General features: G+C 55.4%; 41 protein-coding genes and 1 pseudogene. 2 read left to right on the top strand and 40 right to left on the bottom strand.

From position 1 onward, the window contains the following. Positions 1-64: 64 nt before the first annotated feature. The 5 genes from aalo17_RS02155 to glyA form a co-directional block, all read right to left on the bottom strand. Positions 65-835, bottom strand: coding sequence for an HAD family hydrolase (locus tag aalo17_RS02155; protein WP_067555001.1), 771 nt, complete (start codon positions 833-835; stop codon positions 65-67). 148 nt (positions 836-983) lie between these two features. After that, entirely contained in the window at positions 984-1,730 is a 747-nt protein-coding gene (gene tpiA / locus aalo17_RS02150) for a triose-phosphate isomerase (protein WP_067554998.1), read from the bottom strand. Between the two features lie 24 nt (positions 1,731-1,754). After that, a complete protein-coding gene (locus tag aalo17_RS02145) occupies positions 1,755-2,939 on the bottom strand; it encodes a phosphoglycerate kinase (protein ID WP_067554995.1) in 1,185 nt (394 codons plus the stop codon). 212 nt (positions 2,940-3,151) lie between these two features. Beyond that, positions 3,152-3,622 (bottom strand): 23S rRNA (pseudouridine(1915)-N(3))-methyltransferase RlmH, encoded by a 471-nt coding sequence (locus aalo17_RS02140; protein WP_067554992.1) that lies wholly within the window; start codon positions 3,620-3,622, stop codon positions 3,152-3,154. Continuing rightward, positions 3,619-4,845, bottom strand: coding sequence for a serine hydroxymethyltransferase (glyA, locus tag aalo17_RS02135; protein ID WP_143385518.1), 1,227 nt, complete (start codon positions 4,843-4,845; stop codon positions 3,619-3,621). The genes aalo17_RS02140 and glyA overlap by 4 nt, the downstream gene beginning before the upstream one ends. Positions 4,846-5,131: 286 nt before the next feature. Here glyA and aalo17_RS02130 point away from each other — a divergent pair, with 286 nt between their 5' ends. Both aalo17_RS02130 and aalo17_RS02125 read left to right on the top strand, forming a co-directional pair. After that, positions 5,132-5,728 carry a TetR/AcrR family transcriptional regulator gene (locus tag aalo17_RS02130; RefSeq protein ID WP_143385517.1) on the top strand — a complete coding sequence of 199 codons (597 nt, stop codon included), beginning with the start codon at positions 5,132-5,134 and terminating at the stop codon, positions 5,726-5,728. Next, positions 5,725-6,303, top strand: a complete 579-nt coding sequence (locus tag aalo17_RS02125; RefSeq protein ID WP_067554982.1) for a TetR/AcrR family transcriptional regulator — start codon at positions 5,725-5,727, stop codon at positions 6,301-6,303. Before aalo17_RS02130 ends, aalo17_RS02125 begins: the two co-directional genes overlap by 4 nt. A gap of 159 nt (positions 6,304-6,462) precedes the next feature. Here the strand turns inward: aalo17_RS02125 and rpsI are convergent, their stop codons facing one another. The 35 genes and pseudogenes from rpsI to rplC form a co-directional block, all read right to left on the bottom strand. After that, positions 6,463-6,870 (bottom strand): 30S ribosomal protein S9, encoded by a 408-nt coding sequence (rpsI, locus tag aalo17_RS02120; protein WP_067554979.1) that lies wholly within the window; start codon positions 6,868-6,870, stop codon positions 6,463-6,465. 12 nt (positions 6,871-6,882) lie between these two features. Continuing rightward, entirely contained in the window at positions 6,883-7,320 is a 438-nt protein-coding gene (gene rplM, locus aalo17_RS02115; protein ID WP_067554976.1) for a 50S ribosomal protein L13, read from the bottom strand. Positions 7,321-7,424: 104 nt separating this feature from the next. Further along, on the bottom strand, positions 7,425-8,321 hold the full coding sequence (locus aalo17_RS02110) for a histidinol-phosphatase (protein ID WP_236940497.1): 897 nt from the start codon (positions 8,319-8,321) through the stop codon (positions 7,425-7,427). Beyond that, positions 8,296-9,117, bottom strand: a complete 822-nt coding sequence (gene truA, locus aalo17_RS02105; protein WP_145907443.1) for a tRNA pseudouridine(38-40) synthase TruA — start codon at positions 9,115-9,117, stop codon at positions 8,296-8,298. The genes aalo17_RS02110 and truA overlap by 26 nt, the downstream gene beginning before the upstream one ends. After that, on the bottom strand, positions 9,114-9,914 hold the full coding sequence (locus tag aalo17_RS02100) for an energy-coupling factor transporter transmembrane component T family protein (RefSeq protein ID WP_067554973.1): 801 nt from the start codon (positions 9,912-9,914) through the stop codon (positions 9,114-9,116). The genes truA and aalo17_RS02100 overlap by 4 nt, the downstream gene beginning before the upstream one ends. Next, positions 9,911-10,807 (bottom strand): energy-coupling factor transporter ATPase, encoded by an 897-nt coding sequence (locus aalo17_RS02095; protein ID WP_067554970.1) that lies wholly within the window; start codon positions 10,805-10,807, stop codon positions 9,911-9,913. Before aalo17_RS02095 ends, aalo17_RS02100 begins: the two co-directional genes overlap by 4 nt. Beyond that, a complete protein-coding gene (locus aalo17_RS02090) occupies positions 10,798-11,631 on the bottom strand; it encodes an energy-coupling factor transporter ATPase (protein WP_067554966.1) in 834 nt (277 codons plus the stop codon). Before aalo17_RS02090 ends, aalo17_RS02095 begins: the two co-directional genes overlap by 10 nt. Before the next feature lie 147 nt (positions 11,632-11,778). Further along, entirely contained in the window at positions 11,779-12,192 is a 414-nt protein-coding gene (locus aalo17_RS02085; RefSeq protein WP_067554963.1) for a hypothetical protein, read from the bottom strand. Beyond that, positions 12,189-12,764, bottom strand: a pseudogene (locus aalo17_RS02080) (O-methyltransferase); the annotation flags it as partial. The gene aalo17_RS02085 and the pseudogene aalo17_RS02080, both read right to left, overlap by 4 nt. A gap of 42 nt (positions 12,765-12,806) precedes the next feature. Further along, entirely contained in the window at positions 12,807-13,169 is a 363-nt protein-coding gene (gene rplQ / locus aalo17_RS02075) for a 50S ribosomal protein L17 (protein ID WP_067554956.1), read from the bottom strand. 15 nt (positions 13,170-13,184) lie between these two features. Then, positions 13,185-14,138 carry a DNA-directed RNA polymerase subunit alpha gene (locus aalo17_RS02070; protein WP_067554952.1) on the bottom strand — a complete coding sequence of 318 codons (954 nt, stop codon included), beginning with the start codon at positions 14,136-14,138 and terminating at the stop codon, positions 13,185-13,187. Between the two features lie 33 nt (positions 14,139-14,171). Continuing rightward, positions 14,172-14,564, bottom strand: coding sequence for a 30S ribosomal protein S11 (gene rpsK, locus aalo17_RS02065; protein ID WP_067554949.1), 393 nt, complete (start codon positions 14,562-14,564; stop codon positions 14,172-14,174). Between the two features lie 13 nt (positions 14,565-14,577). Further along, a complete protein-coding gene (gene rpsM, locus aalo17_RS02060; protein WP_067554947.1) occupies positions 14,578-14,943 on the bottom strand; it encodes a 30S ribosomal protein S13 in 366 nt (121 codons plus the stop codon). A gap of 9 nt (positions 14,944-14,952) precedes the next feature. Beyond that, positions 14,953-15,069: a 50S ribosomal protein L36 gene (gene rpmJ / locus aalo17_RS02055; protein WP_003866328.1), complete on the bottom strand. Its 117-nt coding sequence runs from the start codon at positions 15,067-15,069 to the stop codon at positions 14,953-14,955. 161 nt (positions 15,070-15,230) lie between these two features. Continuing rightward, positions 15,231-15,881: an adenylate kinase gene (locus tag aalo17_RS02050; protein WP_067554944.1), complete on the bottom strand. Its 651-nt coding sequence runs from the start codon at positions 15,879-15,881 to the stop codon at positions 15,231-15,233. An 11-nt stretch (positions 15,882-15,892) separates the two neighbouring features. Beyond that, positions 15,893-17,182: a preprotein translocase subunit SecY gene (gene secY / locus aalo17_RS02045; protein ID WP_067554941.1), complete on the bottom strand. Its 1,290-nt coding sequence runs from the start codon at positions 17,180-17,182 to the stop codon at positions 15,893-15,895. A 3-nt stretch (positions 17,183-17,185) separates the two neighbouring features. Continuing rightward, positions 17,186-17,623 (bottom strand): 50S ribosomal protein L15, encoded by a 438-nt coding sequence (gene rplO, locus aalo17_RS02040; protein WP_067554938.1) that lies wholly within the window; start codon positions 17,621-17,623, stop codon positions 17,186-17,188. Positions 17,624-17,637: 14 nt separating this feature from the next. After that, positions 17,638-18,144 (bottom strand): 30S ribosomal protein S5, encoded by a 507-nt coding sequence (gene rpsE, locus aalo17_RS02035; protein WP_067554935.1) that lies wholly within the window; start codon positions 18,142-18,144, stop codon positions 17,638-17,640. Positions 18,145-18,157: 13 nt separating this feature from the next. Next, complete coding sequence (rplR, locus tag aalo17_RS02030; protein WP_067554932.1) at positions 18,158-18,514, bottom strand: 50S ribosomal protein L18; 357 nt, start codon at positions 18,512-18,514, stop codon at positions 18,158-18,160. A 21-nt stretch (positions 18,515-18,535) separates the two neighbouring features. Further along, positions 18,536-19,081 (bottom strand): 50S ribosomal protein L6, encoded by a 546-nt coding sequence (gene rplF / locus aalo17_RS02025; RefSeq protein ID WP_067554930.1) that lies wholly within the window; start codon positions 19,079-19,081, stop codon positions 18,536-18,538. Positions 19,082-19,096: 15 nt separating this feature from the next. Then, complete coding sequence (gene rpsH, locus aalo17_RS02020; RefSeq protein WP_067554927.1) at positions 19,097-19,492, bottom strand: 30S ribosomal protein S8; 396 nt, start codon at positions 19,490-19,492, stop codon at positions 19,097-19,099. Between the two features lie 17 nt (positions 19,493-19,509). Then, positions 19,510-19,695 (bottom strand): type Z 30S ribosomal protein S14, encoded by a 186-nt coding sequence (locus aalo17_RS02015; RefSeq protein WP_067554924.1) that lies wholly within the window; start codon positions 19,693-19,695, stop codon positions 19,510-19,512. 14 nt (positions 19,696-19,709) lie between these two features. Then, positions 19,710-20,249, bottom strand: a complete 540-nt coding sequence (gene rplE, locus aalo17_RS02010; protein WP_067554921.1) for a 50S ribosomal protein L5 — start codon at positions 20,247-20,249, stop codon at positions 19,710-19,712. An 8-nt stretch (positions 20,250-20,257) separates the two neighbouring features. Beyond that, positions 20,258-20,584, bottom strand: coding sequence for a 50S ribosomal protein L24 (gene rplX / locus aalo17_RS02005; RefSeq protein ID WP_067554919.1), 327 nt, complete (start codon positions 20,582-20,584; stop codon positions 20,258-20,260). Between the two features lie 10 nt (positions 20,585-20,594). Further along, positions 20,595-20,963, bottom strand: a complete 369-nt coding sequence (rplN, locus tag aalo17_RS02000) for a 50S ribosomal protein L14 (RefSeq protein ID WP_067554917.1) — start codon at positions 20,961-20,963, stop codon at positions 20,595-20,597. A 13-nt stretch (positions 20,964-20,976) separates the two neighbouring features. Next, entirely contained in the window at positions 20,977-21,237 is a 261-nt protein-coding gene (rpsQ, locus tag aalo17_RS01995; protein WP_067554914.1) for a 30S ribosomal protein S17, read from the bottom strand. Positions 21,238-21,247: 10 nt separating this feature from the next. Continuing rightward, positions 21,248-21,442 carry a 50S ribosomal protein L29 gene (gene rpmC / locus aalo17_RS01990; RefSeq protein WP_067554911.1) on the bottom strand — a complete coding sequence of 65 codons (195 nt, stop codon included), beginning with the start codon at positions 21,440-21,442 and terminating at the stop codon, positions 21,248-21,250. Continuing rightward, entirely contained in the window at positions 21,442-21,858 is a 417-nt protein-coding gene (gene rplP / locus aalo17_RS01985; RefSeq protein WP_067554908.1) for a 50S ribosomal protein L16, read from the bottom strand. The genes rpmC and rplP overlap by 1 nt, the downstream gene beginning before the upstream one ends. After that, positions 21,845-22,690, bottom strand: coding sequence for a 30S ribosomal protein S3 (gene rpsC / locus aalo17_RS01980; protein WP_067554905.1), 846 nt, complete (start codon positions 22,688-22,690; stop codon positions 21,845-21,847). Before rpsC ends, rplP begins: the two co-directional genes overlap by 14 nt. A 9-nt stretch (positions 22,691-22,699) precedes the next feature. Continuing rightward, entirely contained in the window at positions 22,700-23,035 is a 336-nt protein-coding gene (gene rplV / locus aalo17_RS01975) for a 50S ribosomal protein L22 (protein ID WP_067554902.1), read from the bottom strand. Between the two features lie 12 nt (positions 23,036-23,047). Beyond that, positions 23,048-23,326: a 30S ribosomal protein S19 gene (gene rpsS / locus aalo17_RS01970; RefSeq protein WP_067554899.1), complete on the bottom strand. Its 279-nt coding sequence runs from the start codon at positions 23,324-23,326 to the stop codon at positions 23,048-23,050. A gap of 12 nt (positions 23,327-23,338) precedes the next feature. Further along, on the bottom strand, positions 23,339-24,172 hold the full coding sequence (rplB, locus tag aalo17_RS01965; protein WP_067554896.1) for a 50S ribosomal protein L2: 834 nt from the start codon (positions 24,170-24,172) through the stop codon (positions 23,339-23,341). A gap of 59 nt (positions 24,173-24,231) precedes the next feature. Further along, the gene (gene rplW, locus aalo17_RS01960) at positions 24,232-24,522 is read right to left on the bottom strand and encodes a 50S ribosomal protein L23 (protein WP_067554893.1); all 291 of its coding nucleotides are present in this window, start codon (positions 24,520-24,522) and stop codon (positions 24,232-24,234) included. After that, positions 24,522-25,151: a 50S ribosomal protein L4 gene (gene rplD / locus aalo17_RS01955; RefSeq protein ID WP_067554890.1), complete on the bottom strand. Its 630-nt coding sequence runs from the start codon at positions 25,149-25,151 to the stop codon at positions 24,522-24,524. The genes rplW and rplD overlap by 1 nt, the downstream gene beginning before the upstream one ends. Then, a complete protein-coding gene (rplC, locus tag aalo17_RS01950; RefSeq protein ID WP_067554887.1) occupies positions 25,151-25,840 on the bottom strand; it encodes a 50S ribosomal protein L3 in 690 nt (229 codons plus the stop codon). The genes rplD and rplC overlap by 1 nt, the downstream gene beginning before the upstream one ends. Positions 25,841-25,842: the final 2 nt, after the last annotated feature.

Below are 25,842 nucleotides of genomic sequence, written 5' to 3'. Positions count from 1 at the left end.
AGTTCAAACATACACTAACATAGGGCCTGAACAAACTCAATGGGTCCTGGCGTACCATCCAGGTTCAAAGCGTTTGCAAGTGCCGGATTTCCGACACTTTCTCCAGGGCTGCCGCGATGGAGTCCACCTCGTAAGCGGATGCTTTTTTTACAATATTCGGTCCATCCGGGAAAGTAAAGCCATATGATACTGTGTCGATCATCGGCAGGTCATTCCAGGAATCCCCCATTCCGGCGGTTTTTTTCGGGTCCAGTCCCAGGATCCGGCACAGTTCCAGAATGCCGGTGCCCTTGGAGACACCCGCCGGAACATAGTCCACCGTGACTGTATTGACATAGGCCTCCAGGGGCAGTCCCGCCACATTGATCCGCCTGCTGTCCTCCGCCCAGGTGGAGAGACCGTAAAAGGTTCTGTCCTCCGGAATCCGGCTGACTGGCTGAAATGTCTCCCATTGTCTGTTGAGACAGAACAGCTCTTCACTGTTGTGGACCATCACCGCATCTAAACACCGGTGTGCAGCCTCCTGCATCACCGCCGGATCCAGAGGATGTTCTGCAAGCACCCGCCCTTCTCCATCCGCCAGGATGGCCCCGGATGTGCAGATGAAGAAATCCGGTGTGAGGCCTGCTGCAGAAAACAGGGGCTGGAATTCGTGAATCAAATGATGCAGGGAGCGGCCGCTGCAGATCCCGAACAGATTTCCTGCCTTCTGCCAGGCCCGGATCATCCGGATGTCCTGTTCGTGAAACCCGCTGCCGTCATGAAAATACAGTGTGTTGTCAAAATCAGACGCAAACAGCCATGGATCTTTTGTGGAATCGGTTCTTTCCTTCATGTGACTTCCCTCTCTCTTCCATACGTGAGTGTATCAGAAAATGGTATGTCATTTCTGCTTTTTTCAGGGCAGCTGTGGACACAGAAAAAGCGGACAGCCTGTCTTTTCCGGACTGACTCCCCGCTTTTTGAAGCACGGTTGAACCGGCCTACTTTGTTTTTTCGATGATTTCCAGGAAGCTGTCCGGCTTCAGGGAAGCACCGCCAATCAGGGCCCCGTCGATATCCGGCTGTGCCATGTATTCCACGATGTTGCCCGGTTTTACGGATCCGCCGTACTGGATGCGGACTGCTTCAGCCGCTTCTTCGCCGACCATGTCACGGACGACATCACGGACCAGCCTGCAGCAGTCTTCCGCGATTTCCACAGAAGCGGACTTGCCGGTGCCGATGGCCCAGATGGGCTCGTAGGCGATGACGATGTTCTTGTACTCATCCGCAGGAATGTCTGCCAGGGAGCCGTTCAGCTGGGATGTGATGACGTCTTTGGTCTTGCCTGCATCATATTCTTCCTCGGTCTCACCGATGCACAGAATCGGAGTCATGCCGGCAGCCAGCAGTTTCTTCGCCTTCTTGTTCACAGTCTCATCCGTGTCGCCGAACATCTGACGGCGCTCGCTGTGACCGATGATGCAGTATTTCACGCCGAGTTCTTCCAGCATGGGAACAGAGACTTCGCCCGTGAACGCGCCGGAATCCTCAAAGTGCACGTTTTCTGCTGCAACGATCAGGTTCTTTGCGTTGTCCAGAGCTGTTTTCAGGTCTGTGAAAGGGGCGCCAATGCCATACAGGGCCTTGTCGCTGACAGCCGCGGGATCGACTTCCTCAAAGAAAGCCTGTGTCTCCGCGTTGTTCTTGTTCATTTTCCAGTTTCCGACAATGATTGCTTCTCTCATGATATCCTCCCGTTCAAACCCGGATCAGTCTTTCGCGCTGATGACAGCGATGCCCGGCAGTGTCTTGCCTTCCATGTATTCCAGGGAAGCGCCGCCGCCTGTGGAAATGTGGGAGAACTTGTCCTTGAATCCCAGCTGGATCGCTGCTGCAGCGGAGTCGCCGCCGCCGATCACCGTAATGGCTTCCGGCAGTTCGGAGATGGCTGTGCAGACTTCCAGGGTGCCCTTGGCGAAGTTCGGCATTTCAAATACACCCATGGGGCCGTTCCATACTACAGTCTTGGCACCATCCAGGGTTTCCTTGAATTTTTCCACGGATTTCGGACCGATGTCCAGACCCATCCAGCCTTCGGGGATGTCGCCTTCCACAACCTGTGTGTTGGCATCGTTGGCAAATGCATCGGCAATCACGTGGTCAACCGGCAGGACGATCTTGTCCTTTCCTTTTTCCAGCGTGGCCTTCGCCAGGTCGATCTTGTCTTCTTCCACCAGGGAGTTTCCGACGTTTTCGCCCAGGGCCTTCAGGAATGTGTAGGCCATGCCGCCGCCGACGATCACCTTGTCGGCTTTTTCCAGCATGTTTTCAATCACGCCGATCTTGTCGGATACCTTGGCACCGCCAATGATGGCCACGAAGGGGTGTTTCGGGTCATCCACGGCTTTGCCCAGCATGTCCACTTCCTTTTCCACCAGGAATCCGAGACCGTTTTCCGGGAGGTTGGAAGGAATGCCGACAGTGGATGCATGTGCACGGTGTACGGAACCGAATGCATCTTCCACAAATACATCACCCAGGCTTGCCCAGTACTTGCCCAGTTCAGGATCGTTCTTGGATTCGCCTTTTTCATAGCGGGTGTTCTGGATCAGCAGGATCTGACCGTCCTTCAGGTCATTGACCATCTCTTCCAGAACGGGACCGCGGGTCTCATTGCAGAATTCCACCTTTGTGTCAGGCAGCAGTTCAGCCAGACGGACAGCCACGCACTCCAGGCTGTTCTTCGCCTTGTCCTCTTCTGTCTTCACCTTGCCCAGGTGGGACATCAGGATGACTTTGGCTCCCTGCTCCAGCAGGTATTTGATCGTCGGCAGGGCCTGCACGATCCGGTTGTCATTCGTGATGACTCCGTCCTTGCGGGGCACGTTGAAATCGCAGCGGACGATGACCTTTTTGCCTTTGACGTCCAGGTCTTTGACAGTTCTCTTTGCCATGATAATCCTCCTATGCTTTTCGCATCGTAAACAGTATATCACCTGCAGGGGCACTTATGTCGCGGTTCAGGGGATTTGTAAGTGGGTATCAAATCCGGTTTCCCCGACAGCGGACTGCAGCCTGTCTGTCCCGTTCAAAAAAAAAAAAAAAAAACAGGAGGTCTCTGCATCAGGCCTCCTGTCTTCCGGGTCTTGCCCGGTCTGTCTGTGAATTATTTGTGATAGGACCGTCCGGCGTGGATCATGAATCCCCGGTAAATCTGTTCCAGCAGGAGTACCCGGGTCATCATGTGGGTAAAGGTCAGGTCCGAAAGCTTCAGACGGCTGTCGGCCCGCTTCACGAGCTTTTCCCCGGGTCCAAGGCTGCCCGCAATCACGAATACGAGATGCCCCGCATCCCTGCGCCGTATGAGTTCCCGGGAAAATTCTTCCGAATCCGGCATGTCTCCATGCAGGTCCAGCAGCACGACCCGGTCATCCGGCTTCAGCTTCTCCAGCACCCGGTCGGCTTCCGCATCCCGGACCCGCCGGTCTTCGGCTTCCCGGTCCACGTGGATATTGGGTTCGTCCTTGACTTCCTCGACCTGGATCCGGTCAAAGGCGCCAATGCGGCGGATGTATTCGGTTTCCAGGCTTTTCAGGGCTTTGTCCTTGTTTTTTCCGACGCAGATCAGCCGGATCAAACCTGGGCTCCTGTCGGGAATGTTTCTGTCAGGGCCCGGACCTCTTTGCGGACAGCCGCAGCGTGTTCATCCGTCCCGTCTTTCAGGACATCCACGATCCAGCGGGCTGTCTGACGGAATTCGGGCTCGCCGAATCCCCGGCTTGTCATGGCCGCACTGCCCAGACGGATGCCACTTGTGACAAACGGCTTCTGCTGATCGAAGGGAATCGTGTTCTTGTTGCAGGTGATGCCCGCCAGGTCCAGCAGCCGCTCGGCTTCTTTTCCCGTCATGCCCAGACTGGACATGGTATCCAGCAGGATCAGGTGATTGTCGGAACCACCGGAGACCATGCGGAATCCGGCTTTTTCAAATTCGTCGGCCATGGCCTGCACGTTGTTCAGGATATTCTGTGCATAGGTTTTGAATTCCGGCTGCATGGCTTCGTGCAGTGCCACGCCCTTGGCGGCAATCACATGCTCCAGCGGTCCTCCCTGCATACCGGGGAAGACACGGGAATCGATTTTCTTTCCATATTCTTCCTTTGCGAGGATCAGGCCGCCGCGGGGCCCGCGGAGGGTCTTGTGGGTCGTGGTGGTCACGAAATCCGCATAGGGAACGGGACTGGGGTGCAGGCCTGCTGCCACCAGACCTGCGATGTGGGCCATGTCCACCATCAGCAGGGCACCGGACTTGTCGGCGATTTCCCGCAGCCGGCTGAAATCGATCACCCGGGGGTAGGCACTGGCACCGGCAACGATCAGCTTCGGGTGGTGTTCCAGCGCCAGGCGCTCGAGTTCGTCGTAGTCAATGCGTTCTGTTTCCCGGTTGACGTTGTAGGGAACGAAGTTGTAGCTCCGGCCCGAGAAGTTCAGAGGATGACCGTGGGTGAGGTGACCGCCACTGGTCAGGTCCATGCCCAGCACTGTATCACCGGGTTCCAGTGCCGCCAGGTAGACCCCCATGTTCGCCTGGGAACCGGAATGCGGCTGCACGTTGGCGTATTCGGCACCGAAGAGTTCCTTTGCCCGTGCAATGGTCAGGCGCTCGGCTTCGTCCACATGCACGCAGCCGCCGTAATAGCGCTTTCCGGGGTAGCCTTCCGCGTATTTGTTGGTGAGCACGGAGCCCTGGGCTTCCCGGACTTCATCGCTGACAAAGTTTTCCGAGGCGATGAGTTCCACGTTGTATTTCTGGCGGTCTTCCTCCCGGCCAATGATGTCAAACATTTCTGTATCTCTCATGATCAAATCCTCCATACCACCCTACTATACTGAAAACCTTTCAGAAACAAAAGAAAGAAAGCGGAAGGTGACGCCTGCATCGGCCGGGGACAGGCAGAGAGCAGACGGGTTGTCGGGCTAAATGCCCAGGGACGGGAGCAAACTGTCAGGGAGTGACTGAATGTTACAATTTTTGTTCCTTTTTGTCCTGTATTTACCAAGGTTAATTGCATTTCGGAAAAACAAAGCATACAATGGTGTTGAAAGTTGACTGCGGTAAAGTTTACGCGATGCCGCAGGGGAAAGGGTGATCGATTATGCATTACCGTCTGGTCACACCATGAAGCGCCGGGATCTGGAGCCCCTGATTCTCGACACGTCTCTGCAGCTTTTCAGGGAAAAGGGATATGACAATGTCAGTGTGCGGGAAATCTGTGAAGCATGCGATATCACGAAACCCACATTCTACAAGTATGCAGTGACCAAGGGCGATCTTCTTGAACTGTTTTTCTACCGGATTGCCGGAAACACCGATGACACCTGGGATGATCCTCAGATACAGGGATCCTGGTGGAACTGCCTGAAACACGGCTTCTGCGGGTTTCTGACTTCCTTTCTGTCCTTCGGGACAGATTTCTGCATGCAGCTGTTCATCCAGAATGTTCTGTCCGAACAGGACCGGTTCCGGGTGGATCCGGACTTCCGTTCGCGCATGGCGGCGGTGATCCGGAAAGCCCAGGCATCCGGGGAAATCCTGGACGACACAGAACCGGAGCAGCTCTATGATGTGATCATGTCCACAATGATCGGGTTCTGTGCCTGGTGGATCCTGAATGAGGGGTCTGTGGATGTCATGGATGAGTTTCTGGACTCTCTGCAGGCTCTGTGCGAGGTGCCGGCATGAAGCGGAAAACCTCACTGCCCGAAATTTCGGATGCAGCCTTCCGGCTGTTCCGGGAAAAGGGCTACGACAATGTCTCGGTGATGGATATCTGTCACGAGGTGGGCATCACAAAACCGACATTCTATAAGTTTGCGGCATCCAAGGATGCCCTGCTGTCCCAGTTTTACCGGGGAGCAGATGAAACCGTGCGGCAGGAAATGGCCACACTGGATCTCGCGGGGGAATACATCGAGGAGATCTGGGCCGGAACCAGCTGCATCATGAAACGCAGCCAGTCTCTGGGGCATGACCTGTATTCCCATTATGTGATCCGCTGCCTGCGCAGTCACACCCACCCGAACACCGCCGGGCATGAACTGCAGACAGACATTGAAGCGGCAATCCTGAAGGCACAGGAAAGCGGTCAGATCCGGAATCTTTCGGATCCCCGCAAAATCTGGCTCTCTTTGACCAACCTGTTTCTTGGCATCGGGTGTCAGTGGGCATTCGGTGCAGGAGAGGAAGATGTGCTGAGGGCCTGCCGGCACGGGTTCATGATCACACTGCGGCCTGCTGTGCAGGTGGCGGAATTCTGACAATGTGGGAACACAAAGAAAAAGGAAAGCGGCTGCTTTCCTTTTTCTTTGCCTTTTCCTGACCGGTCCTGCCTTGCAAACATGTCTGCCGGTCAACGGTTTCTGCCAAATAAAAAGACAGAACAGACGCTGTCCTGTCTTGAAATATCCTCGCTGAAATTAACGCTTGGAGTACTGCGGGCTGCGGCGTGCGGCCTTCAGACCATACTTCTTCCGTTCCTTGGCACGGGGGTCACGGGTTACGAAACCGGCTGCCTTAAGAACGGGGCGGTAGCCTTCGTTGGCTTCCATCAGTGCACGGGTAATGCCGTGACGGATCGCACCGGACTGACCAGTGAACCCGCCACCGTTTACATTCACGATCACGTCAAACTGATCCAGCGTGTTGGTCAGATCCAGGGGGGACTTGACCACCTGCTGCAGGATCTCACTGGGCAGGTACTGCTCCAGGGGTTTGCCGTTTACAGTGATGTTTCCTGTTCCCGGACGCAGAAAGACACGAGCAACAGATTTTTTGCGTCGTCCGACGCCATGGTACTGGACCAGGTCCGTTTTATTGACTGCCATTCTCTATTCCTCCTATCCTTTCACCTTGAGCTCAACAGGCTGCTGAGCTGCGTGCGGGTGTTCGGGGCCTGTGTAGACAAACAGATGTCCACGCATTTTGTCACCCAGTTTTGTGTGGGGCAGCATGCCTTTCACGGCGTGCTTGACCCATTCAACCGGGTATTTTTCCTTCATTTCTTTCGCAGTGCGCACACGCATGCCTCCGAAATAGCCGGAGTGGTTGTAATACTTTTCAGTGTTCAGCTTGTTGCCTGTCATATTCACCTTGTCGGCGTTCACGATGATCACATAGTCACCGCAGTCAACGTTCGGAGTATATGTAGGTTTGTGCTTGCCGCGCAGTACATGAGCCGCCGTGGTCGCAAGACGTCCAAGCGTCTGACCTTCACCGTCGATCACGTACCATGTGCGGACTACTTCAGCGGGTTTTGCCATCGTTGTCTGGCGCATGATATTTCCTCCTATGATTTGAGCGTTACCGGGGCTCAAAAGGCTGGAGTTCAGCCAACCTATAGTCTATAAAAAGGCGCCGATAAAATCAACGCCTTTTTCCGTCAGTCTTCGTTTTTGTGCAGGATCTCCGGTGTCTGTGCAGCGGCGGTGCGCCGGGCGCGCAGCCCCTTGAAATCCACACGGGGAATCTCGTGCACCAGCGTGACTCCTGCCTCTTCGAGAGTGCGTCTGGCGGCTCTGTACAGGGACACCCGGAGGTCCTTTGGATGATGGGCATCCATGCCAATGATGGCCCGGCAGCCGCAGTCCCCCGCTATTTTCCAGAACCGGTGGTGCGGGTATCCTTCCCGACCGGTGCGTCTTGCCAGCTGCAGCCCCAGGACGTTGTACTCCAGCGGAATGTCATGTGCTGCACAATACCGGCAGATGCGTGTGAACCCCTCCGTCACGCCGTCATCCCAGTCCAGGGACCGCAGCGGAAGCTCGGGATGTGCCAGGTAGCTGTACATCCCTGTTTCCAGTCCGTCCATGACCGCCTGGATATACGTATCAAACCCTTCTCTGGCAATACGGCCGAAATACCGCCCGGTTTCATCGCTCTGGTGATAGTGACAGCCGAAGATCAGATAGTCCACCTGCTTCTCGATCACAAAGTCCAGCAGCCAGTCCATATATTGCGGAAAGTACTCCGCTTCCAGCCCCAGCAGGATCTCGATGCGGCCTTTGTATTTTTTCTTCAGAGTCAGGATGCTGGACTGATAGTCATCAAACTGTTCCAGGCGCATCCGCATTTTCGGGACATAGTCTGTCGCATACTTCCAGGGACAGTGATCGGAAAACCCCAGGACTTCGTATCCATTCCGGATGGCTTCCTTCACATACTCTTCATCGGTTCCCCCGGCATGCAGGCACCGCCGGGTATGGGTGTGATAGTTTGCCTGGATCAGCGCTGCTTTGTCCCGGGCAACGGGTTTATGGTTCTGTGTGTTCGTAATCATCTTTCATCCTGCCTTTCGCAGCAGTCTTCGTCCAGTCTGCCGCTCCGGGATCATACCAGACCCTGGTCAGGAACAGTCCATGGGCCGGGGCGTTGTAGCGGCTGGCGTGTTTGTCCTTCATCTCCAGCATCCGCCTCACATCCTGCGGCTCGATGCGGCCTCTGCCGGCGGCGTCCAGGACGGCGGTCATCATCCGCACCTGGTAGCGGAGGAACCCCGTGCCTTCAAACACCAGATGAATGTCCTCTCCTTCTTCCAGGATCTCCAGGCGGGTCACTGTCCGCACCAGGCTCTTGTCCGGATGGTGGTGGCAGTTCGTGAAGCTGGTGAAATCATGCGTTCCCAGCAGGAAAGCCGCTGCCTCGCGCATGCGTCCAGGATCCGGTTTTTTCGGCCGGAACCATTTGTAGCGCCAGGTGAACGGGTCAGGCTGGCGGCTGGTCATCCAGTAGTCATACCGTTTTTTCCTCGCAGAAAAGCGGGCATGAAAGTCAGGCGCTGCAGGGCGGACCTCCAAGATCCGGATATCTTTGGGCAGTAATGTGTTGAGGGCCGCTTCATACCGGATGCCCGGCCGGGCATCGAAATGAAACACCTGGCCCAGGGCATGGACACCGGTGTCGGTCCGGCCGCTGGCGGTGATCCGCACCGGATTGCCCATGAGCTTTTCCAGTGCCTCTTCGATCACCTGCTGAATGGACAGCGCGTTGACCTGACGCTGCCAGCCTGCATAGTCTGTTCCATCGTACTGGACCAGGGCACAAAACCGCTGCAGCCCGGATACCGGATCTGTCATCGCACGAGTGCCAGCACAATGCATCCGGCCAGTACTGCTGCGGCTGCAGCCAGGCCTGCGTAATCGATGCCGGTCATCTGCAGCACCTTGTAGCGTGTACGCTCCCGCTGGGGATCATATCCCCGCGCTTCCATGGCATTGGCGAGCTGATCCGCCCGGTCAAAGGCCGAGACAAACAGCGGAACGATCAGGGCAAGCACCGCCATGATTTTTTCCTTCAGCGTGCCGTTCTCCAGATCCACTCCGCGGCTGGCCTGGGCATTCATGATCCTCTGCGTCTCTTCGATCAGCGTGGGGATGAACCGCAGGGCAATGGAAATCATCATCGCAATGATATGTGCAGGCACGCCAATGACTTCAAAGGGCTTGAGCAGCTTTTCGATTCCCAGCGTGAGGTCCAGCGGCTTGGTGGTGGCTGTCAGGATCGTGGTGATGATCACCATGAGCAGCAGCCTTACTATTATATATACCGTCTGTGAAATGGCATCGGAGTAAATGGAAAACCAGCCCCACTGCACAAGCGGCACTCCGGTTTTGATGGCGAACACGTTGATCACCAGCAGGAACACCATCATGAACAGCATGGGTTTCATGCTCCGGAGCGCAAAGCCGATGGTCAGCTTCGAGAGCTTCAGCGCGATCCAGATGAAGGCGAAAATCAGCAGATAGCCCCAGAACCCGGCGGGTATGAAAATCGCGATCATGAGCAGCAGCATGATGAGGATCTTCGCCCGGGGATCCATTTTGTCCACAACGGAGTTCAGCGGCAGGTAGCGGCCCAGTGCAATGTTGTTCATTTGCCCGTCACCTCTGTGTCCTGCTGTGTTCCGGTATCATGGTCTTTTTTCCAGTCACGCACAGCTTCGATCAGGTCCCGGTCCCGGAGTCGGATGGGTCCCAGGTCCATACCCCGCTCCCGGAGCCTGAGCTGCAGCCGGACGATGCCCGGAGGGTCGATGCCGATGGCCTCCAGCCATTCCGGGTGCGAGAAAAACTCATCCACATCCGCCTCCCGCGCGACTTTCCCCTGGTCCATGACAATGACATGGTCACAGTATTTCAGCACATGTTCCATGTCATGCGTAACAAGGAGCACGGTCTTTCCGGCCTTGATGTTCAGGTCCGCAAACAGTTCCATCATCTCTTTGGCCCCCTGTGGATCCAGACCCGCAGCGGGTTCATCCAGCACCAGAACCTCCGGATCCAGCACCAGGATCCCGGCGATGGCCACACGGCGCTTCTGGCCGCCGGAAAGATCGAAGGGACTCCGCTCGAGATACGATTCATCGAGCCCCACCACCGGCAGAACCGCTTTCACCTGCTCCAGGGCATCTTCTTCACTGACCCCGAAGTTTTTGGGACCGAATGCGATGTCCCGGCCAATGGTCTCCTCGAAGAGCTGGTATTCCGGAAACTGAAACACAAGTCCGACCTGCCGGCGGAGTTCCTTCAGGTCTTTGATTTTCATCCCCGGCAGGATTTTGCGGCCCAGGACCTCCAGTTCCCCGGCAGTCGGCACCAGCAGACCATTGAGGTGCTGCACAAACGTGGATTTTCCACTGCCTGTCTGTCCTATGATCGCCGTCATTTTCCCCTCCGGGATCCTGACGCTGGCGCCATCCAGTGCCTGATAGGCAAAGGGCGTGTCCGGGCTATACACATGGCCCAGGTTTCTGGCTTCTATCGACATAGTTCTTCCGCTGCCTCCTCCAGATTCAGGGCCGGGTGATCCGCCAGCCCGAGTTTCATGAGCTCCTCTGTGATTTTCCATGCAAAGGGAACATCCAGGTCCATTTCCTTCAGCTCCCGCTCACGGCTGAATACTTCCCGCGGCGTGCCGGTCATGGCAATGGTTCCATCCCGGAGCACCAGAACGTTGTCGCTCTGTGCCACTTCCTCCATATCATGGGTGATGGACAGAATCGTGATATCCCGTTCTTCATGCAGCCGGCGGATCTCTTCGTTGATGGCCTTCTTGCCCCGGGGATCGAGCATGCTGGTGGATTCATCGAAGATGATGATGTCCGGTGCCACCGCCAGGATCCCTGCAATGGCCACTCTCTGCTTCTGGCCGCCGGAGAGCTTTGTCGGTTCGGACTCCAGGAACTTCGTCATCCCGACCTGTGCAGCGGCGGTCTCGATCAGACCCTGCATCTCGTTTTGCGGAATGCAGCGGTTTTCCAGCCCGAAGGCGATGTCATCTGCCACGGTGCTGCCGATGAACTGGTTGTCCGGGTTCTGAAACACTATGCCCGTCCGGTTGCGGATGTCATACACGGTTTCTTCGTTGAGCTCCTGTCCCAGGATGCGGATCGTTCCGGATTTTGCGGCAAGCAGACCGATGAGGAGTTTGGCCAGCGTGGACTTCCCCGATCCATTGTGGCCGATGACAGCCGTATAGCTGCCCTGGGGGATGTCGAAGGAAATGCCCTTGAGCACATCTGTTTCGCCATCGTATGAAAAGGTCAGGTCGCGAACACTCACTGCGTCCCTGCCGTTTGTATCTTTGGTCATGCGGTTCCTCCCATGCTTTCGATAATATCATTTTCATTGAGTTGTGCGAATCCTGTTTGCGTAATGCCTGCGTTATCTTATCAAAGGGAAGTCATTCCGGATGTCTGCTGTAATCGAAAAGGACGCTCGCGCGTCCCTGTATCATATTTATTCCGCAATGCAGTAACCGGTGTAGAGTACGCCATCCAGCCCTGCGCAATCCACCAGGACATCCACAGGCTGTTCCTGGGTATACAGAACATCCAGCACACCGGCTTCGGTGTCCATACTACTGGAGTATCCGCCTGCTGCCAGGAGTTCCTGTGCCATCGCTGCCGTCTCTGCATCTTCCACTGCGTAGGAGATCCGGACAGGAAGCGAATCATCATCCAGGTTTTTCCATGCCTCCGCATCCATCTGAATGCGTTCAGGCATGCAGATGACTTCCTCTTCGACATCCGGATCGGACATGAGGTAATCATCCATCTCCCGGTCTTCTTCCTTCTTGACGATCGATGCAGCCACTGCCGCTGCTCCTGCTGCAATGCCGGCCGCCGCCAGCGCAAATCTGAACCAGTTCATCGTTTCCTCCTTGATACGGCGATTCCATCGCCCCTGTCATCCAGAAATTCTGTTTCCCAGTCCTCCAGTGATTCCAGGTACTGCCGGTATTCCCGCAGACGCCGGATCAGTCCTCTGGTATGCCGGTTCTGTGTCCGTTCCGGATGATCCACCATGCCGTGAAACTTCATGTTGTCAGTCACAATGATACCATGTTCCGACAACAGTGGTGCATAGCGTTCAAAGAACCTCCTGTACTGGCTTTTTGCAGCATCGATGAAAATCAGGTCGAAGGTACCCCGTATGTCCGCCTCCCGGGCATCGGCTTCCACAAGCCGGACAGACTGTCCGCTTTCCGCAATGTTTCTGCGTGCCTGCCAGATCATGTCCGGGTCCCGTTCAATGGTCGTGACCGTGAGCCCCTGTTCTGCCATGTAGACAGCAGTGCGGGCAACGGCTGTCCCGATTTCCAGCATGGTCCGGCAGTTGTTTGCCTTGGCCAGGGCCGCAAGTTCTTCAAGGCCCTCTGCCTCCATGACAGGAACCATCCCCACAACGGCTTCCTTCGTGATTTCAAGACTGTCTTTCATAACAGTAAACGCTTCTGATGTATGAAAAAAGTGAAGTAACGGGTGTTACTTCACGAATTCCACGATGGCCATCGGAGCTGCATCGCCACGACGGATCCGGGTCTTGATGACACGGGTGTAGCCGCCGTTGCGGTCAGCGAACGCCGGACCGATTTCGTTGAAAAGCTTCTGGAGAGCCGTTGTTCCGGCTTCGTCTACCTCTACGTCGCGGACAAAGGCAGCGGCCTGACGGCGTGCAGCCAGATCGCCTTTCTTTGCCAGAGTCACCAGGCCGTCCATGACAGCGCTGAGCTCTTTCGCCTTCATCTCCGTAGTTTCAAGCTGACCGTTTTCGATCAGCGAGGTAGCCATATTTCTCAGCAGAGCCTTGCGGTGATCGCTGGTCCGTCCGAGCTTGCGGTTTCTCATGGTGTTCCTCCTGTTTTATTCGTTGCCCGCCTTGAAGCTGAGTCCAAGGGAGTAGATTTTTTCTTTGACTTCCTTCAGGGATTTTTTACCCAGATTCCGTACATGCATCAGTTCGTCTTCGGTCTTGTCGATCAGTTCCTCCACCGTGGTAATGCCTGCCCGCTTGAGGCAGTTATAGGAACGAACCGACAGTTCCAGGTCTTCGATGAGCTTGTGCTGCAGTCCGGATGATGTTTCTTCAGTGACGGTTTCCACTGCTGCGGGGTTGTCCACAACTGCTTCATCCAGGTTCTGAAGAATCGCCAGGTGATCCCTGAGGATTTTCGAGGCGATGGAAAGCGCTTCTTCCGGGCTCAGTGTTCCGTCTGTGTCGATTTCCATCGTCAGTGTGTCATACGCAGCGCCTGCTTCATCCAGTTCCGGCTCGCTTTTGTAGGCGACGCGTTTCACCGGTGAATACAAAGCGTCTGTATAAATAATTCCAAGAGGCTGTCCGTCATTCTGGTAGATGTGCTTGTTGGTTTCGGCACCTACATAGCCGCGTCCCAGCCGGGCCTGCATCTCAATGTTGATGGACCCCCCCTGTGCCAGGGTGCAGATGGGCAGATCCTTGTTGAGGACCTCCACACCTTCGGGACATTCGATGTCACCGGCCGTGACCGTGCACGGACCCACCGCATTGATGCGCAGTTTGTAGATGTCATTGTCATTGATGTCAATCTTCAGGATCAGCTGTTTGATCTGCAGAATGATCTGTGCAACATCTTCCGTCACGCCTTTGATGCCGGTGAATTCATGGAATACGCCGTCGATCCGAATCGAGAACACAGCACCTCCCGGCACTGCGGATAACAGTACACGCCGCAGGGCGTTGCCCAGAGTGATGCCGAAATGATCCGGCAGCGGGCTCATTCGAAACGATCCGGAAGTCTGGCTGGTCTCCAGGGTGTCGATCTTAAACGTATTCATGCGGACACCTCCTCTTGTGTCATGTTAAATATCTTATCCGCGGGGACGCTTCGGCGGGCGGCAGCCGTTGTGGGGAATCGGAGTCACGTCGTTGATCATCGTGATATCCAGACCTGCCACCTGCAGTGCACGAACAGCAGCTTCACGTCCGGGACCAGGTCCCTTGACTTCGACTGCCACGGTCTTCATGCCATGGTCCATAGCGGCCTTGCCGGCTGCTTCCGCTGCCAGCTGTGCGGCATACGGGGTGCTTTTGCGGCTTCCCTTGAAGCCCAGAGCTCCGGCAGAGCTCCAGCTCACAGCGTTTCCGTTCTCATCCGTGATCGTGACGATCGTGTTGTTGAACGTGGAGTGGATGTGAGCTACGCCGCGGGCGATATTCTTGCGTGCCCGGCGTTTTCCTGTCCTTCTCTGTACTTTAGCCATTTCTGCTCCTCACCTACTTCTTCTTGTTTGCGACTGTCTTTGCCTTGCCCTTGCGGGTCCGTGCGTTGGTCTTGGTGCGCTGTCCGCGAACAGGCAGACCCTTCCGGTGACGGATGCCACGGTAGCAGCCGATTTCCATCAGACGCTTGATGTTCAGCTGTACTTCACGGCGCAGATCGCCTTCAACCTTGATCTTGTCGACTTCTTTACGAATGGTGTTCAGTTCGGCTTCTGTCAGATCCTTGATGCGCTTGTCTTCGCTGATCCCGGCAGCCTTCAGGATATCGGATGCCGTTGTGCGGCCGATACCGTAAATGTAAGTGAGCGAAATGACAGCTCTCTTGTCGTTGGGGATGTCTACTCCTGCAATTCGTGCCATTGTTTCCTCCTAGTTTCCCTGTCTCTGCTTGTGTTTCGGGTTTTCACAGATCACCATGACCCGGCCCTTGCGGCGGATAACCCGGCATTTATCGCAGATCGGTTTTACAGACGGTCTTACTTTCATATCTGTTCCTCCTGTGATCACGTATTGTCCCCTGCTGGAATGCGTATTTTACGATGCAAATGCGGATTGCAGCAGAAACGTGAATGTATAAACGCAAATAAATGCGCTTATATAGTATAAGCGCAATTTATCTGGATTTCAAGTTTTTGCCACCCGGTCAGTTATTTGCTGTTCAGGATCTCCTGTACATCCGACCAGATTTCTTCGATGGGACGGTCTGCATTCACACGCTCGACCATATCTCTGGAAGCGTAGTAGTCAATAACAGGTTCGGTGTTGGCTGCATATTCATTCAGCCGCACCTTCAGGCTCTCCTCATTGTCGTCCTTGCGCTGCGACAGCTCTGTGCCGCATGCATCGCAGATGCCCTCGGCCGCAGGTGCCTTCGTATATATATTATAGATGGCACCGCATTTGCTGCACGTTCTGCGCCCGGTGATGCGCTTTGTCAGCACATCGAAGGGGACATCCATGGAAAGAACGAGATCCGGAGCGTCCGCCGTTCCTGCCGTGAGTTCTTCAAAGGCCTTCGCCTGGGCGAGAGTCCTGGGATAGCCGTCCAGCAGATAGCCGTTTTTCCTGTCCGGAAGATTCCGGAGGTAGTCGGCCACCATCGCATTGGTGATTTCATCCGGAACCAGCAGACCTTTTTCAGAATACTGTCTGGCCTGCTGACCCAGCGGTGTTCCCTTCGAGATGTTCTCCCGGAAGATGTCACCGGTGGAGATATGGTTGAGATTGTATGTATCCCTGATGCGGCTGGAGAAGGTTCCTTTTCCGGAACCCGGGGCTCCCATAATGAAGATGTTCATGTCTTTCCCTTCTACTCTTCGAAGTAATTCTTGTAGGACTTCTGGGTGATCAGCCCCTGTACCTGACGGACAGTTTCCAGGGCCACACCCACGACGATGATCATGCCGGTTCCGCCGATTGCCATGGAACCGGGCATTTCAGGCCATACAAGCGGCATCAGATGCGGCAGGACCGCAATCACAGCCAGACACAGGGCACCCAGGACCGTGATCCGGGACAGAACCTTGTTGATGTAGTCCTCGGTCTGTTTTCCGGGTCTCACACTGGGAATGTATGCACCTGACTTGCCCAGGTTCTCCGCGACTTTCTCGGGATTGATCTGCATCTTCGTATAGAAGAATGTGAACAGAATGATCAGAACCACATAAATCGTCAGAGAATACCAGGTTTTCATACCCAGCCAGCTGTTCATCGTCGTCATCCAGTCCTTCGCGGGAAAGAACGATGCGATCTGCAGCGGGGCCATCATCAGGGACTGTGCAAAGATGACGGGGATCACGCTGGCAGAATTGACCTTCAGGGGAAGATAGTTCATCTTCGTGCTCTTCTGAATGGCCAGGGAACTGGATGTGTACTGGATGGGTATTTTGAGTTCTGCCGTGTTGATCAGGGTGACGAAGACGATGATCACCAGGTAGAACAGCACATAGGCCGCAAACAGCCAGAGGCCGCTGGCCGCTTCACCGCCGGCAAGACTTGTCCATGCAGCGGAGAACTGCTGGGGCATTCTGCCCACGATTCCCGCCATGATGACCATGGAAATACCGTTGCCGATGCCCTTGACCGAAATCTGGTCGCCGATCCAGACAAGGAACATAGTGCCTGCAGTGAAAATGGTGGAGATATACAGCAGTTTGGCCGGGCTGACACCGCCGACGATCAGGCCAGGGTAACTTTGTGAAAACCCGTAGACCAGGGACATCGACTGAACAAAGCCGAAGACCACCGCCAGATATCTCGTGTATTTGTCAAGCTTCTTCCGTCCGTTGGCGCCGGATTTTGAAAGCTCGGTCAGGCTCGGGATAACATCCATGCTCAGCAGCTGAATAATGATGCTGGCCGTAATATAGGGAGTGACACCGAGGGCAAAAACAGAGAACTGTTCCAGGCCCCCTCCTCCCAGCAGGTTCAGCATCGCAAACAGGGAATTGTCACCCAGGCCCGCGACCAGATCGGTGGTGTTTACGTCAGGAACCGTGATGGCACAGCCCAGACGATACACAAGAAAGGCAAAGAGGGTGAACAGAATCCTGTTCCGGATGTCTCTGTTCGTCCACATTGCCTTGATGGAAGAGCCCATTCTCTAGAGAACCTCGGCCTTTCCGCCAGCTTTTTCAATGGCTTCGACCGCAGATTTGGAGAATTTTGCTGCTGTTACATTCAGTTTCTTTGTCAGTTCCCCGTTGCCGAGAATCTTGACGCCGTTCAGTTCCTTGCGGACCAGTCCGACTTCTTTCAGAAGAGCCGGTGTTACCACGGTTCCGTCTTCAAACCGGTTCAGATCCTCCACATTGACAACTGCATATTCCTTGCGGTTGATGTTTGTGAATCCACGCTTCGGCAGACGACGTGCCAGAGGTGTCTGGCCACCTTCAAAACCGGGACGTACACCGCCGCCGCTCCGGGCGTTCTGACCTTTCTGACCACGGCCGCTTGTTTTGCCAAGGCCGCTTCCAGGACCGCGGCCCACCCGTTTGCGGGCAGTGCGGGGAGCCATGGATTTCATTTCATGAAGTTTCATCGTGCCCTCCTTTACTAGCGGATCTCGTACGGCTTCTTGCCGCGGAGTTCAGCCACCTGCTCGATCGTGCGCAGGCTCTTCAGACCGTCAACTGTGGCACGAACCACGTTGATCTTCGTCCGGGAACCCAGGCACTTTGTCAGGATATCGTTGATGCCAGCCAGTTCCAGCACTGCTCGTGCAGCACCGCCGGCGGAAATTCCGGTACCTTCGGCAGCAGGACGCATGAAGACAGCGCCTGCACCATAACGGCCGGTTACATCGTGAGGAATCGTTGTGCCTTCCAGAGGTACGCGGAACACGTTCTTGCGGGCGTTTTCCGCAGCTTTCCGGATTGCATCAGGTACTTCCTTCGCCTTGCCGGTACCGATGCCGACACGGCCTTTGTGGTCACCGACCACCACCAGGGCAGCGAAGCGGAAATTCCGGCCGCCCTTGACGACTTTGGTCACGCGGTTGATCGCAATGACCTGTTCGTCGAATTCTTTCTGTTCCCGTCTGGGTTTTCTTTCATTCGCCATTGGTCAGGGCCTCCTAAAATTCCAGTCCGCCTTCGCGGGCCGCATCAGCCAGTGCCTTCACACGGCCGGTGTATACATAACCGCCACGGTCAAAGACAACATTCTTGATGCCTTTTTCTGCAGCGCGCTTTGCCAGCTCTGTTCCCACTGCCTTTGCAGCTTCAACATTACCGCCATTTTCCAGCTTCATCTGGACACTGGATGCGGAAACCAGAGTGTTTCCGTTTGTGTCATCGATGATCTGTGCGTGGATGTTGGCGTTGCCTCTGTAGACATTCAGACGCGGGCATTCAGGAGTACCGCTGACTTTTCTGCGGACACGCACATGACGGCGGATCCGCGCAGCATTGCGGGATGTTTTCTTAAGCATATGTTTTCTCCTTTCCCACGACTACTTCTTGCCGGCAGTCTTGCCTTCTTTGCGGCGCACGTTTTCACCTTTGTAGCGAATGCCTTTGCCCTTGTAGGGTTCCGGCTTGCGGACCGCACGCACCAGAGCGGCGAACTGGCCGACCTGCTGCTTGTCAATGCCCTCAACCTTGATGGTCGTGGCAGAAGGACAGGTGACTTCCAGGCCTTCTTCGATTTCCATGTCAACGGGGTGGGAATAGCCGACGTTCATCGACAGCTTGCCGTTCTTGACAGCTGTACGATATCCGATACCAACCAGTTCCAGTTCCCGGGTGAAGCCATTGGCAACACCTTCGATCATGTTGTGGAGCAGAGCCCGTGTGGTGCCGTGCAGCTGTTTTGTGTGCTTGGCATCGTTGGGGCGCTTGACCTTCACTTCGTTTTCGCTGACCTCGATGTCCATCAGGTCGCTGAATTTGCGCGTCAGAGTACCCTTGGGACCCTTGACAGTCACCTCATTCCCGTCGGCTACTTCCACAGTGACGCCGGCCGGAACGGTAATCAGTTTATTGCCGATACGTGACATTTCGTTCTCCTTCTATTACCAGATATAGGCGATGACTTCGCCGCCCATGTTCTTCTTGCGGGCATCCCGGTCGGTCATCATACCGCCGGAGGTGGAAATCAGGGCTGTTCCCAGTCCGTTCAGGACGCGGGGCAGGTTTTCCACTTTTGCATAGACACGCAGACCGGGTTTGGAGATCCGGCGAAGTCCGCTGATGACTTTTTCGCCGTTCTTGCCATATTTCAGGTCAATCGTCAGTGTCTTCTTGGTGTCGCCTTCGACTTTGTAGCCGTTGATGTAGCCTTCATCCAGCAGGATTTTGGCAATGGCTGCCTTTTCCTTGCTGGAAGGCATTGTCACGGTTTCGTGCTTTGCAGCGAGACCGTTGCGGATGCGTGTCAGCATATCCGCGATGGGATCTGTCATAATCATTGAAACACGCCTCCTTCTTACCAGCTGGCCTTCTTCACACCCGGGATCTGGCCCTTGTAAGCCAGTTCACGGAAGCAGATGCGGCACAGTTTGTATTTTCTCAGAACGGAATGCGGGCGGCCGCACCGTTCGCAGCGGGTGTACTCGCGAACTTTGTATTTCGCAGGACGCTGCTGCTTGTTGATCATTGCTTTTTTAGCCATTGTTCGCTCCTTGCCTACTTCTTGAAGGGCATGCCCAGGCCTGCAAGCAGCGCCTTGGCTTCCTCGTTGGTTTTGGCTGTCGTGACAATGACGACATCCATACCGCGGGTCCGGTTGACCTTGTCGAAATCGATTTCCGGGAAAATGATCTGTTCCTTCACACCCAGGGTGTAGTTGCCGCGGCCGTCAAAGCTCGTATCGCTGACACCACGGAAGTCACGTACACGGGGGAGGGAGATGTTGAACAGCTTGTCGAGGAATTCGTACATTTTCTCCGAACGAAGCGTTGTCTTGGCTCCGATGGGCATGCCTTCACGCAGTTTGAAGTTCGCGATGGACTTCTTGGCCTTGGTGATGACCGGCTTCTGCCCGGTGATGGCAGCCATTTCCTCCACTGCCTCGTCCAGCAGCTTGGAGTTCTGGATGGCGTCGCCAACGCCCACATTGATGACCACTTTTTCGATCTTCGGCACTTCCATGATGGAGGTGTATCCGAAGTCTTTCATCAACTGAGGGACTACGTCGTTTGTATATTTTTCCTGTAAACGGTTCATAAACCCTCCTAGTCCTTGATAATGTTGCCGCTCTTCTTGTAGTAGCGGACTTTGGTCTGGCTGCCGTCCTTGTTTTCCACGAACTTGTAGCCTACACGGCTGGCAGTCTTGGCCTTTTCGTCATATGCCATAACGTTGGAAACGTCGATCTTTGCCTCTTTCTCGATGATGCCGCCATCCGGGTTTGCCTGGGTGGGCTTCATGTGCTTCTTGACCATGTTGACGCCTTCCACAATGACTTTCCCTTCCCGGGGGAAAGCCTGTTTCACTTCTGCGACAGTACCCTTGTAGGCACCGGCAATCACTTTGACTTTATCGCCTTTTTTGATTCTCATGCTGGACCTCCTACAGTACTTCCGGTGCCAGGGACACGATCTTCATATAGTCCCGGTCACGGAGTTCACGGGCGACAGGCCCGAAAATACGGGTGCCGCGGGGTGTTTTGTCGTCCTTGATCAGAACGACGGCGTTGTCATCAAACCGGATGTATGTACCGTTGTCACGGCGCACACCGCGTTTTGTACGTACGATGACACCCTTCACCACGTCGCCTTTTTTTACAGTGCCGCCGGGAGCAGCCTGCTTTACGGTGCAGACGACCACATCACCGATGTTGGAGAACTTTCTGACGCTGCCGCCGAGATTGCGGATGACCAGGACTTCCTTGGCACCCGTGTTGTCGGCCACACGCAGACGGCTTTCATTCTGGATCATGGTATCCTCCGTTCTATCCGCGCGCCTTCTCGACGATCTCCACCAGGCGGAAACGCTTGGTGGCAGACAGAGGACGGGTTTCCATGATCAGCACTGTATCGCCTTCATGTGCCGCGTTCTGTTCGTCATGCGCTTTGAATTTCTTTGTATACTTGACACGTTTGCCATACAGCGGGTGTGTCTTCTTTGTTTCTACGGCGACCGTAATGGTCTTGTCCATCTTGTCAGATACGACAGTGCCGCGATATGTCTTACGGGCGTTTCTCTGTTCCATTCTGGTCTCCTTACTTCGCATTTGCACGCTCTGTCTGAATTGTCTTGATGCGTGCGATGTCTTTCTTGACCTGCTTCAGACGTGCAGTGTTTTCCAGCTGACCGGTCGCCTGCTGGAAACGCAGATTGAAGAGCTCATCCTTCAGGACGTCGATCTGCTTTACGAGCTCTTCATTGCTCATTTCACGTATTTCATTCGCCTTCATTAGAGAGCTTCTCCTTTTTTCACAAACCGTGTCTTGACGGGAAGCTTGTGAGCTGCAAGACGCAGGGCCTCACGTGCCACTTCCTCGCTGACACCGCCGACCTCGAACATTACGCGGCCGGGTTTTACGACAGCAACCCATCCTTCGGGTGCACCCTTACCGGAACCCATGCGGACTTCCAGAGGCTTTTTGGTTCTTGCCATGTGCGGGAAAATCCGGATCCACACCTTGCCGCCTCGCTTCATGTAACGTGTCATGGCAATACGTGCAGCTTCGATCTGACGGTTGGAAACATAGTTTCCGGATTCTGCGACCAGGCCGTATTCGCCGAAGTCCACGTTCCGGCCGGCTTTTGCACGGCCTTCGTAGGACAGGCGGTGAGGACGGCGGTATTTGGTCCTCTTAGGCATTAACATCGTCGTTACCTCCCTTGGCGGCAGCATCAGCCTGAGGACGGCTGCCGGCATTCTGATCACGGCGGGGTCCGCGTCCACCGGGGCGTCCGCCACGGTCGTTGCGGCCCTTGCGGCGTCCGCGCATCGGACGCTGTTTCGGAGCTTCCGGTTCCTTCACCATTTCGCCGGGCAGGACTTCACCGCGGCAGATCCAGACTTTGACGCCCAGACGGCCATAGGTTGTGGAAGCCTCTTCCCATGCGTAGTCGATGTCGCTGCGCAGAGTGTGCAGAGGCACGACACCCTCGGAATATCCCTCGGAGCGGGCGATGTCCGCACCGCCAAGACGGCCGGAAACCTGGGTCTTGATGCCCTTGGCACCGGCACGCATGGTGTTCTGAATGGCCTTCTTCTGGGTGGCACGGAAAGATTTACGGCCTTCCAGTTCGTTGGCGATCCAGCGTGCAACCAGACGTGCATCCAGGTTCGGGTTGGCTACTTCCACAACGTTGATCTGGATGTTCTTGACATTCGTCATCTTTTCCAGCTGCTTACGCAGGCCGTCGATGGACTTGCCTTCCTGGCCGATTACCACACCGGGGTGAGCAGTACGGATGATGATCGTCATCCGGTTCTTGCAGCGTTCAATTTCAATGCGGGAGATCTGGGGATCTGCCTTCCGGCGGTCAGCCGCCTTTGCGGACAGACCAGCATAATATTTTTCGATGAAGTTGCGGATATTCACATCTTCGATCAGCAGCTTGCCGAATTCCTTATCGTCTGCATACCACCGGGACTGCCAGTCGCGGATGATGCCGACACGCATGCCGATCGGACTTACTTTCTGACCCATTCGGACCTCCTACTCTTTCTCGGCCACAACCACGGTGATGTGGCTGGTTCTCTTGTTGATGGGACTCGCGGAACCCTTGGCGCGGGGCATGTAGCGCTTCATCGTAATGCCCTCGTCAGCCCAGCAGGCCTTGACATAGAGTTTGTCTTCGTCGAGGTCGTGATTGTTCACTGCGTTGGCAACGGCGGATTTCAGAACCTTTCCGACCATTGCACCACCCTTGTTGGGCAGAAACTTGCAGATGGCTGCAGCTTCTTCCACGTCCTTGCCCCGAATCAGGTTCAGGACCAGGCGGGCCTTGCGGGGCTGGATCCTCAGAGTTTTGGCTGTTGCTTTCACTTCCATTGTCCTTGCCTCCTACTTGCGGCCCTTCTTGTCGTCAGAAGCGTGGCCGGTATATTTGCGGGTGGGCACAAACTCACCGAGCTTGTGTCCTACCATATCTTCCGTTACATAGACGGGAACGTGTTCCTTGCCATTGTGCACAGCAAATGTGTGTTCCACGAACTGAGGGAAGATCGTAGAGCGACGGCTCCATGTCTTGATGACTTCTTTTTTATTGGCAGCGTTCAGCGCCTCCACCTTCTTCATCAGGTGGTCGTCGACGAACGGGCCTTTTTTCAGACTGCGGCTCATGATTTCCTCCTCTTACTTCCCGTTGCGGCGGCGTACGATCAGTTTCGTGCTCGCCTTCTTCTTGTTGCGGGTCTTCACACCCAGAGCTTTCTTGCCCCAGGGAGTCATGGGTGCCTTGCGGCCGATCGGGGTACGGCCTTCACCACCACCGTGCGGGTGGTCGTTCGGGTTCATGACAGAACCGCGGACAGTCGGGCGGATGCCCAGCCAGCGGGAACGGCCGGCCTTGCCCAGGTTCACCAGGCTGTGGTCTTCGTTGCCCACTGTGCCAATCGTGGCACGGCAGGTACCGAGCACCTTGCGGACTTCGCCGGAAGTCAGACGCAGGGTGACATACTTGTCTTCAATACCCAGGATCTGAGCGGAGCTGCCTGCGGAGCGTGCCATCTGCCCGCCCTTGCCGGGCTTCAGCTCAACGTTGTGAACAACCGTACCTTCAGGCATGTTGCGCAGTTCCATGCAGTTGCCGGTGCGGACATCCGTCTCCGGTCCGGAAACGATTTTCGTTCCGACTTCCAGACCCTTGGGAGCCAGGATGTACCGCTTTTCGCCATCTGCATAAGTCAGCAGGGCAATGTTTGCGGAACGGTTGGGATCGTATTCGATCGCGGACACAGTGGCGGGGATGCCGTCCTTTGTGCGCTTGAAGTCGATGATCCGGTAGTGACGCTTGTGTCCGCCGCCTTTGTGACGGGTCGTGATGCGTCCATTGTTGTTGCGGCCGCCGTTCTTGCTCAGCGGAGCAAGCAGGCTTTTTTCCGGTGTGGACTTGGTGATCTCTTCCTTCGTCAGAGTCGTCATTCCACGGCGGCCGGGAGTGGTAGGTTTATATTTCTTGATAGGCATGGCCTTTGGTTCCTCCTGTTACGCAATGTTTATACAGGAAATAGCGTCTTCTCCCTGTTTTACTCTTCGCCGAACAGATTGATGCTGCTGCCTTCGGCCAGAGTCACGACTGCTTTCTTGAAACCGCGGACAACACCTGTGTGGCGTCCGACGCGCTTCTTCTTGTCAGCTGTGTTCAGGATGTTCACGTTGGTCACCTTCACATTGAAGAGCTTTTCCACCGCATTCCTGACTTCGATCTTGTTGGCAGTGGGTGCCACCTTGAACGTTACTTTGTTGTCATCCGCCATCAGCTTCATCGACTTTTCGGTGATGACCGGGCGCAGGATGATGTCTCTGTAGTCCTTCATTATGCCAGAGCCTCCTCAATTTCTTTGACGGCGGCTTCCGTCAGCACGATCCTGTTGGCATTGACCAGATCGTAGACGTTGATGCCGTTGGAGTTCATCATGGAAATGCCCGGCAGGTTGCGGCTGGACATGTAGGCGTTGTCTGTATCCTCTTCCATTCCAACAATGAACAGCGTTTTCTTCGGAGCCTGGATGGCTTCCACGATTGCCTTGAAATCCTTGGTTTTCGGGGCATCCATCACCAGGTTGTCCATCACGCCGAATGCCTCTTCGGCCAGCTTCTCGGAGAGAGCGGACTTCAGGGCCAGGCGGCGTACCTTCTTGTTGATTTTGTAGGAGTAGTCACGGGGCGTTGCACCGAACACCGTTCCGCCGCCACGATACTGCGGAGCACGGATGGAACCCTGACGGGCGCGGCCTGTGCCTTTCTGGCGATAGGGCTTGCGTCCGCCGCCGGAAACCTGGCTGCGTCCCTTGGTTGCTGCAGTGCCCTGGCGCTTGCCGGCCTGCTGCATGATGATCGCATCGAACAGCGCCTGCTGGTTCGGTTCGATCGCGAATACGGCGTCGTTGAGCTCAATGGAGCCGACCACTTCGCCCTTGCGGTTGATCACATCGATCTGAGCCATTATTCCTGGACCTCCTTGCTGTAGTCAACCAGCACAACAGGTTCCTTGTCGCCCTTGCTGGTCTTTGCAGTGCGGATCATGACCATGCCCTTTTTCGGTCCCGGGACATTGCCCTTGATCAGCACGTAATTGTTTTCGGGATCTACCTTGATGACCGTCAGGTTCTGCGCAGTGACACGCAGGTGGCCTTCATGACCGGGCATCGCAGTACCCTTCATGATGCGTCCCTGACGGGAGGTGATACCGTTGGTTGCCAGAGACCCGATGTGGCGGATGTTCTTGGATCCACCGTGTGTCTTCGGTCCCTGATGTGCGTTGTTCCGGTAAATGGTGCCCTGGTAGCCTTTGCCCTTGCTGGTGCCGATGACATCCACCGTTTCACCCGGGGCAAAGATGTCCACGCCGACTGTGTCGCCGACTTTGACATCCATGTCCGCATCGCGGACCTCGCGCACGAAACGCTTGGGACCTGTGCCGGCTTTGGCGCAGTGTCCTTTTTCGCCTTTGGTCGCGCGCTGTTCCTTCACGTCTTCGAAGCCCAGCTGTACGGCTTCGTATCCGTCTGTCTCAGCAGTTTTCAGCTGCAGAACCACGTTGGGGGACGCCTCGATCACAGTCACCGGAATGAGCGTTCCGTCTTCTGTGAAAACCTGCGTCATGCCCAGTTTTCTTCCTAAAAGTCCTTTCATTT

The organism is Faecalibaculum rodentium (assembly GCF_001564455.1).
GTDB classification, from domain to species: Bacteria; Bacillota_I; Bacilli_A; order Erysipelotrichales; family Erysipelotrichaceae; genus Faecalibaculum; species Faecalibaculum rodentium.
The sequence above is the reverse complement of the archived record's forward strand: the minus strand, read 5'-3'. Positions and strand labels throughout refer to the sequence as shown.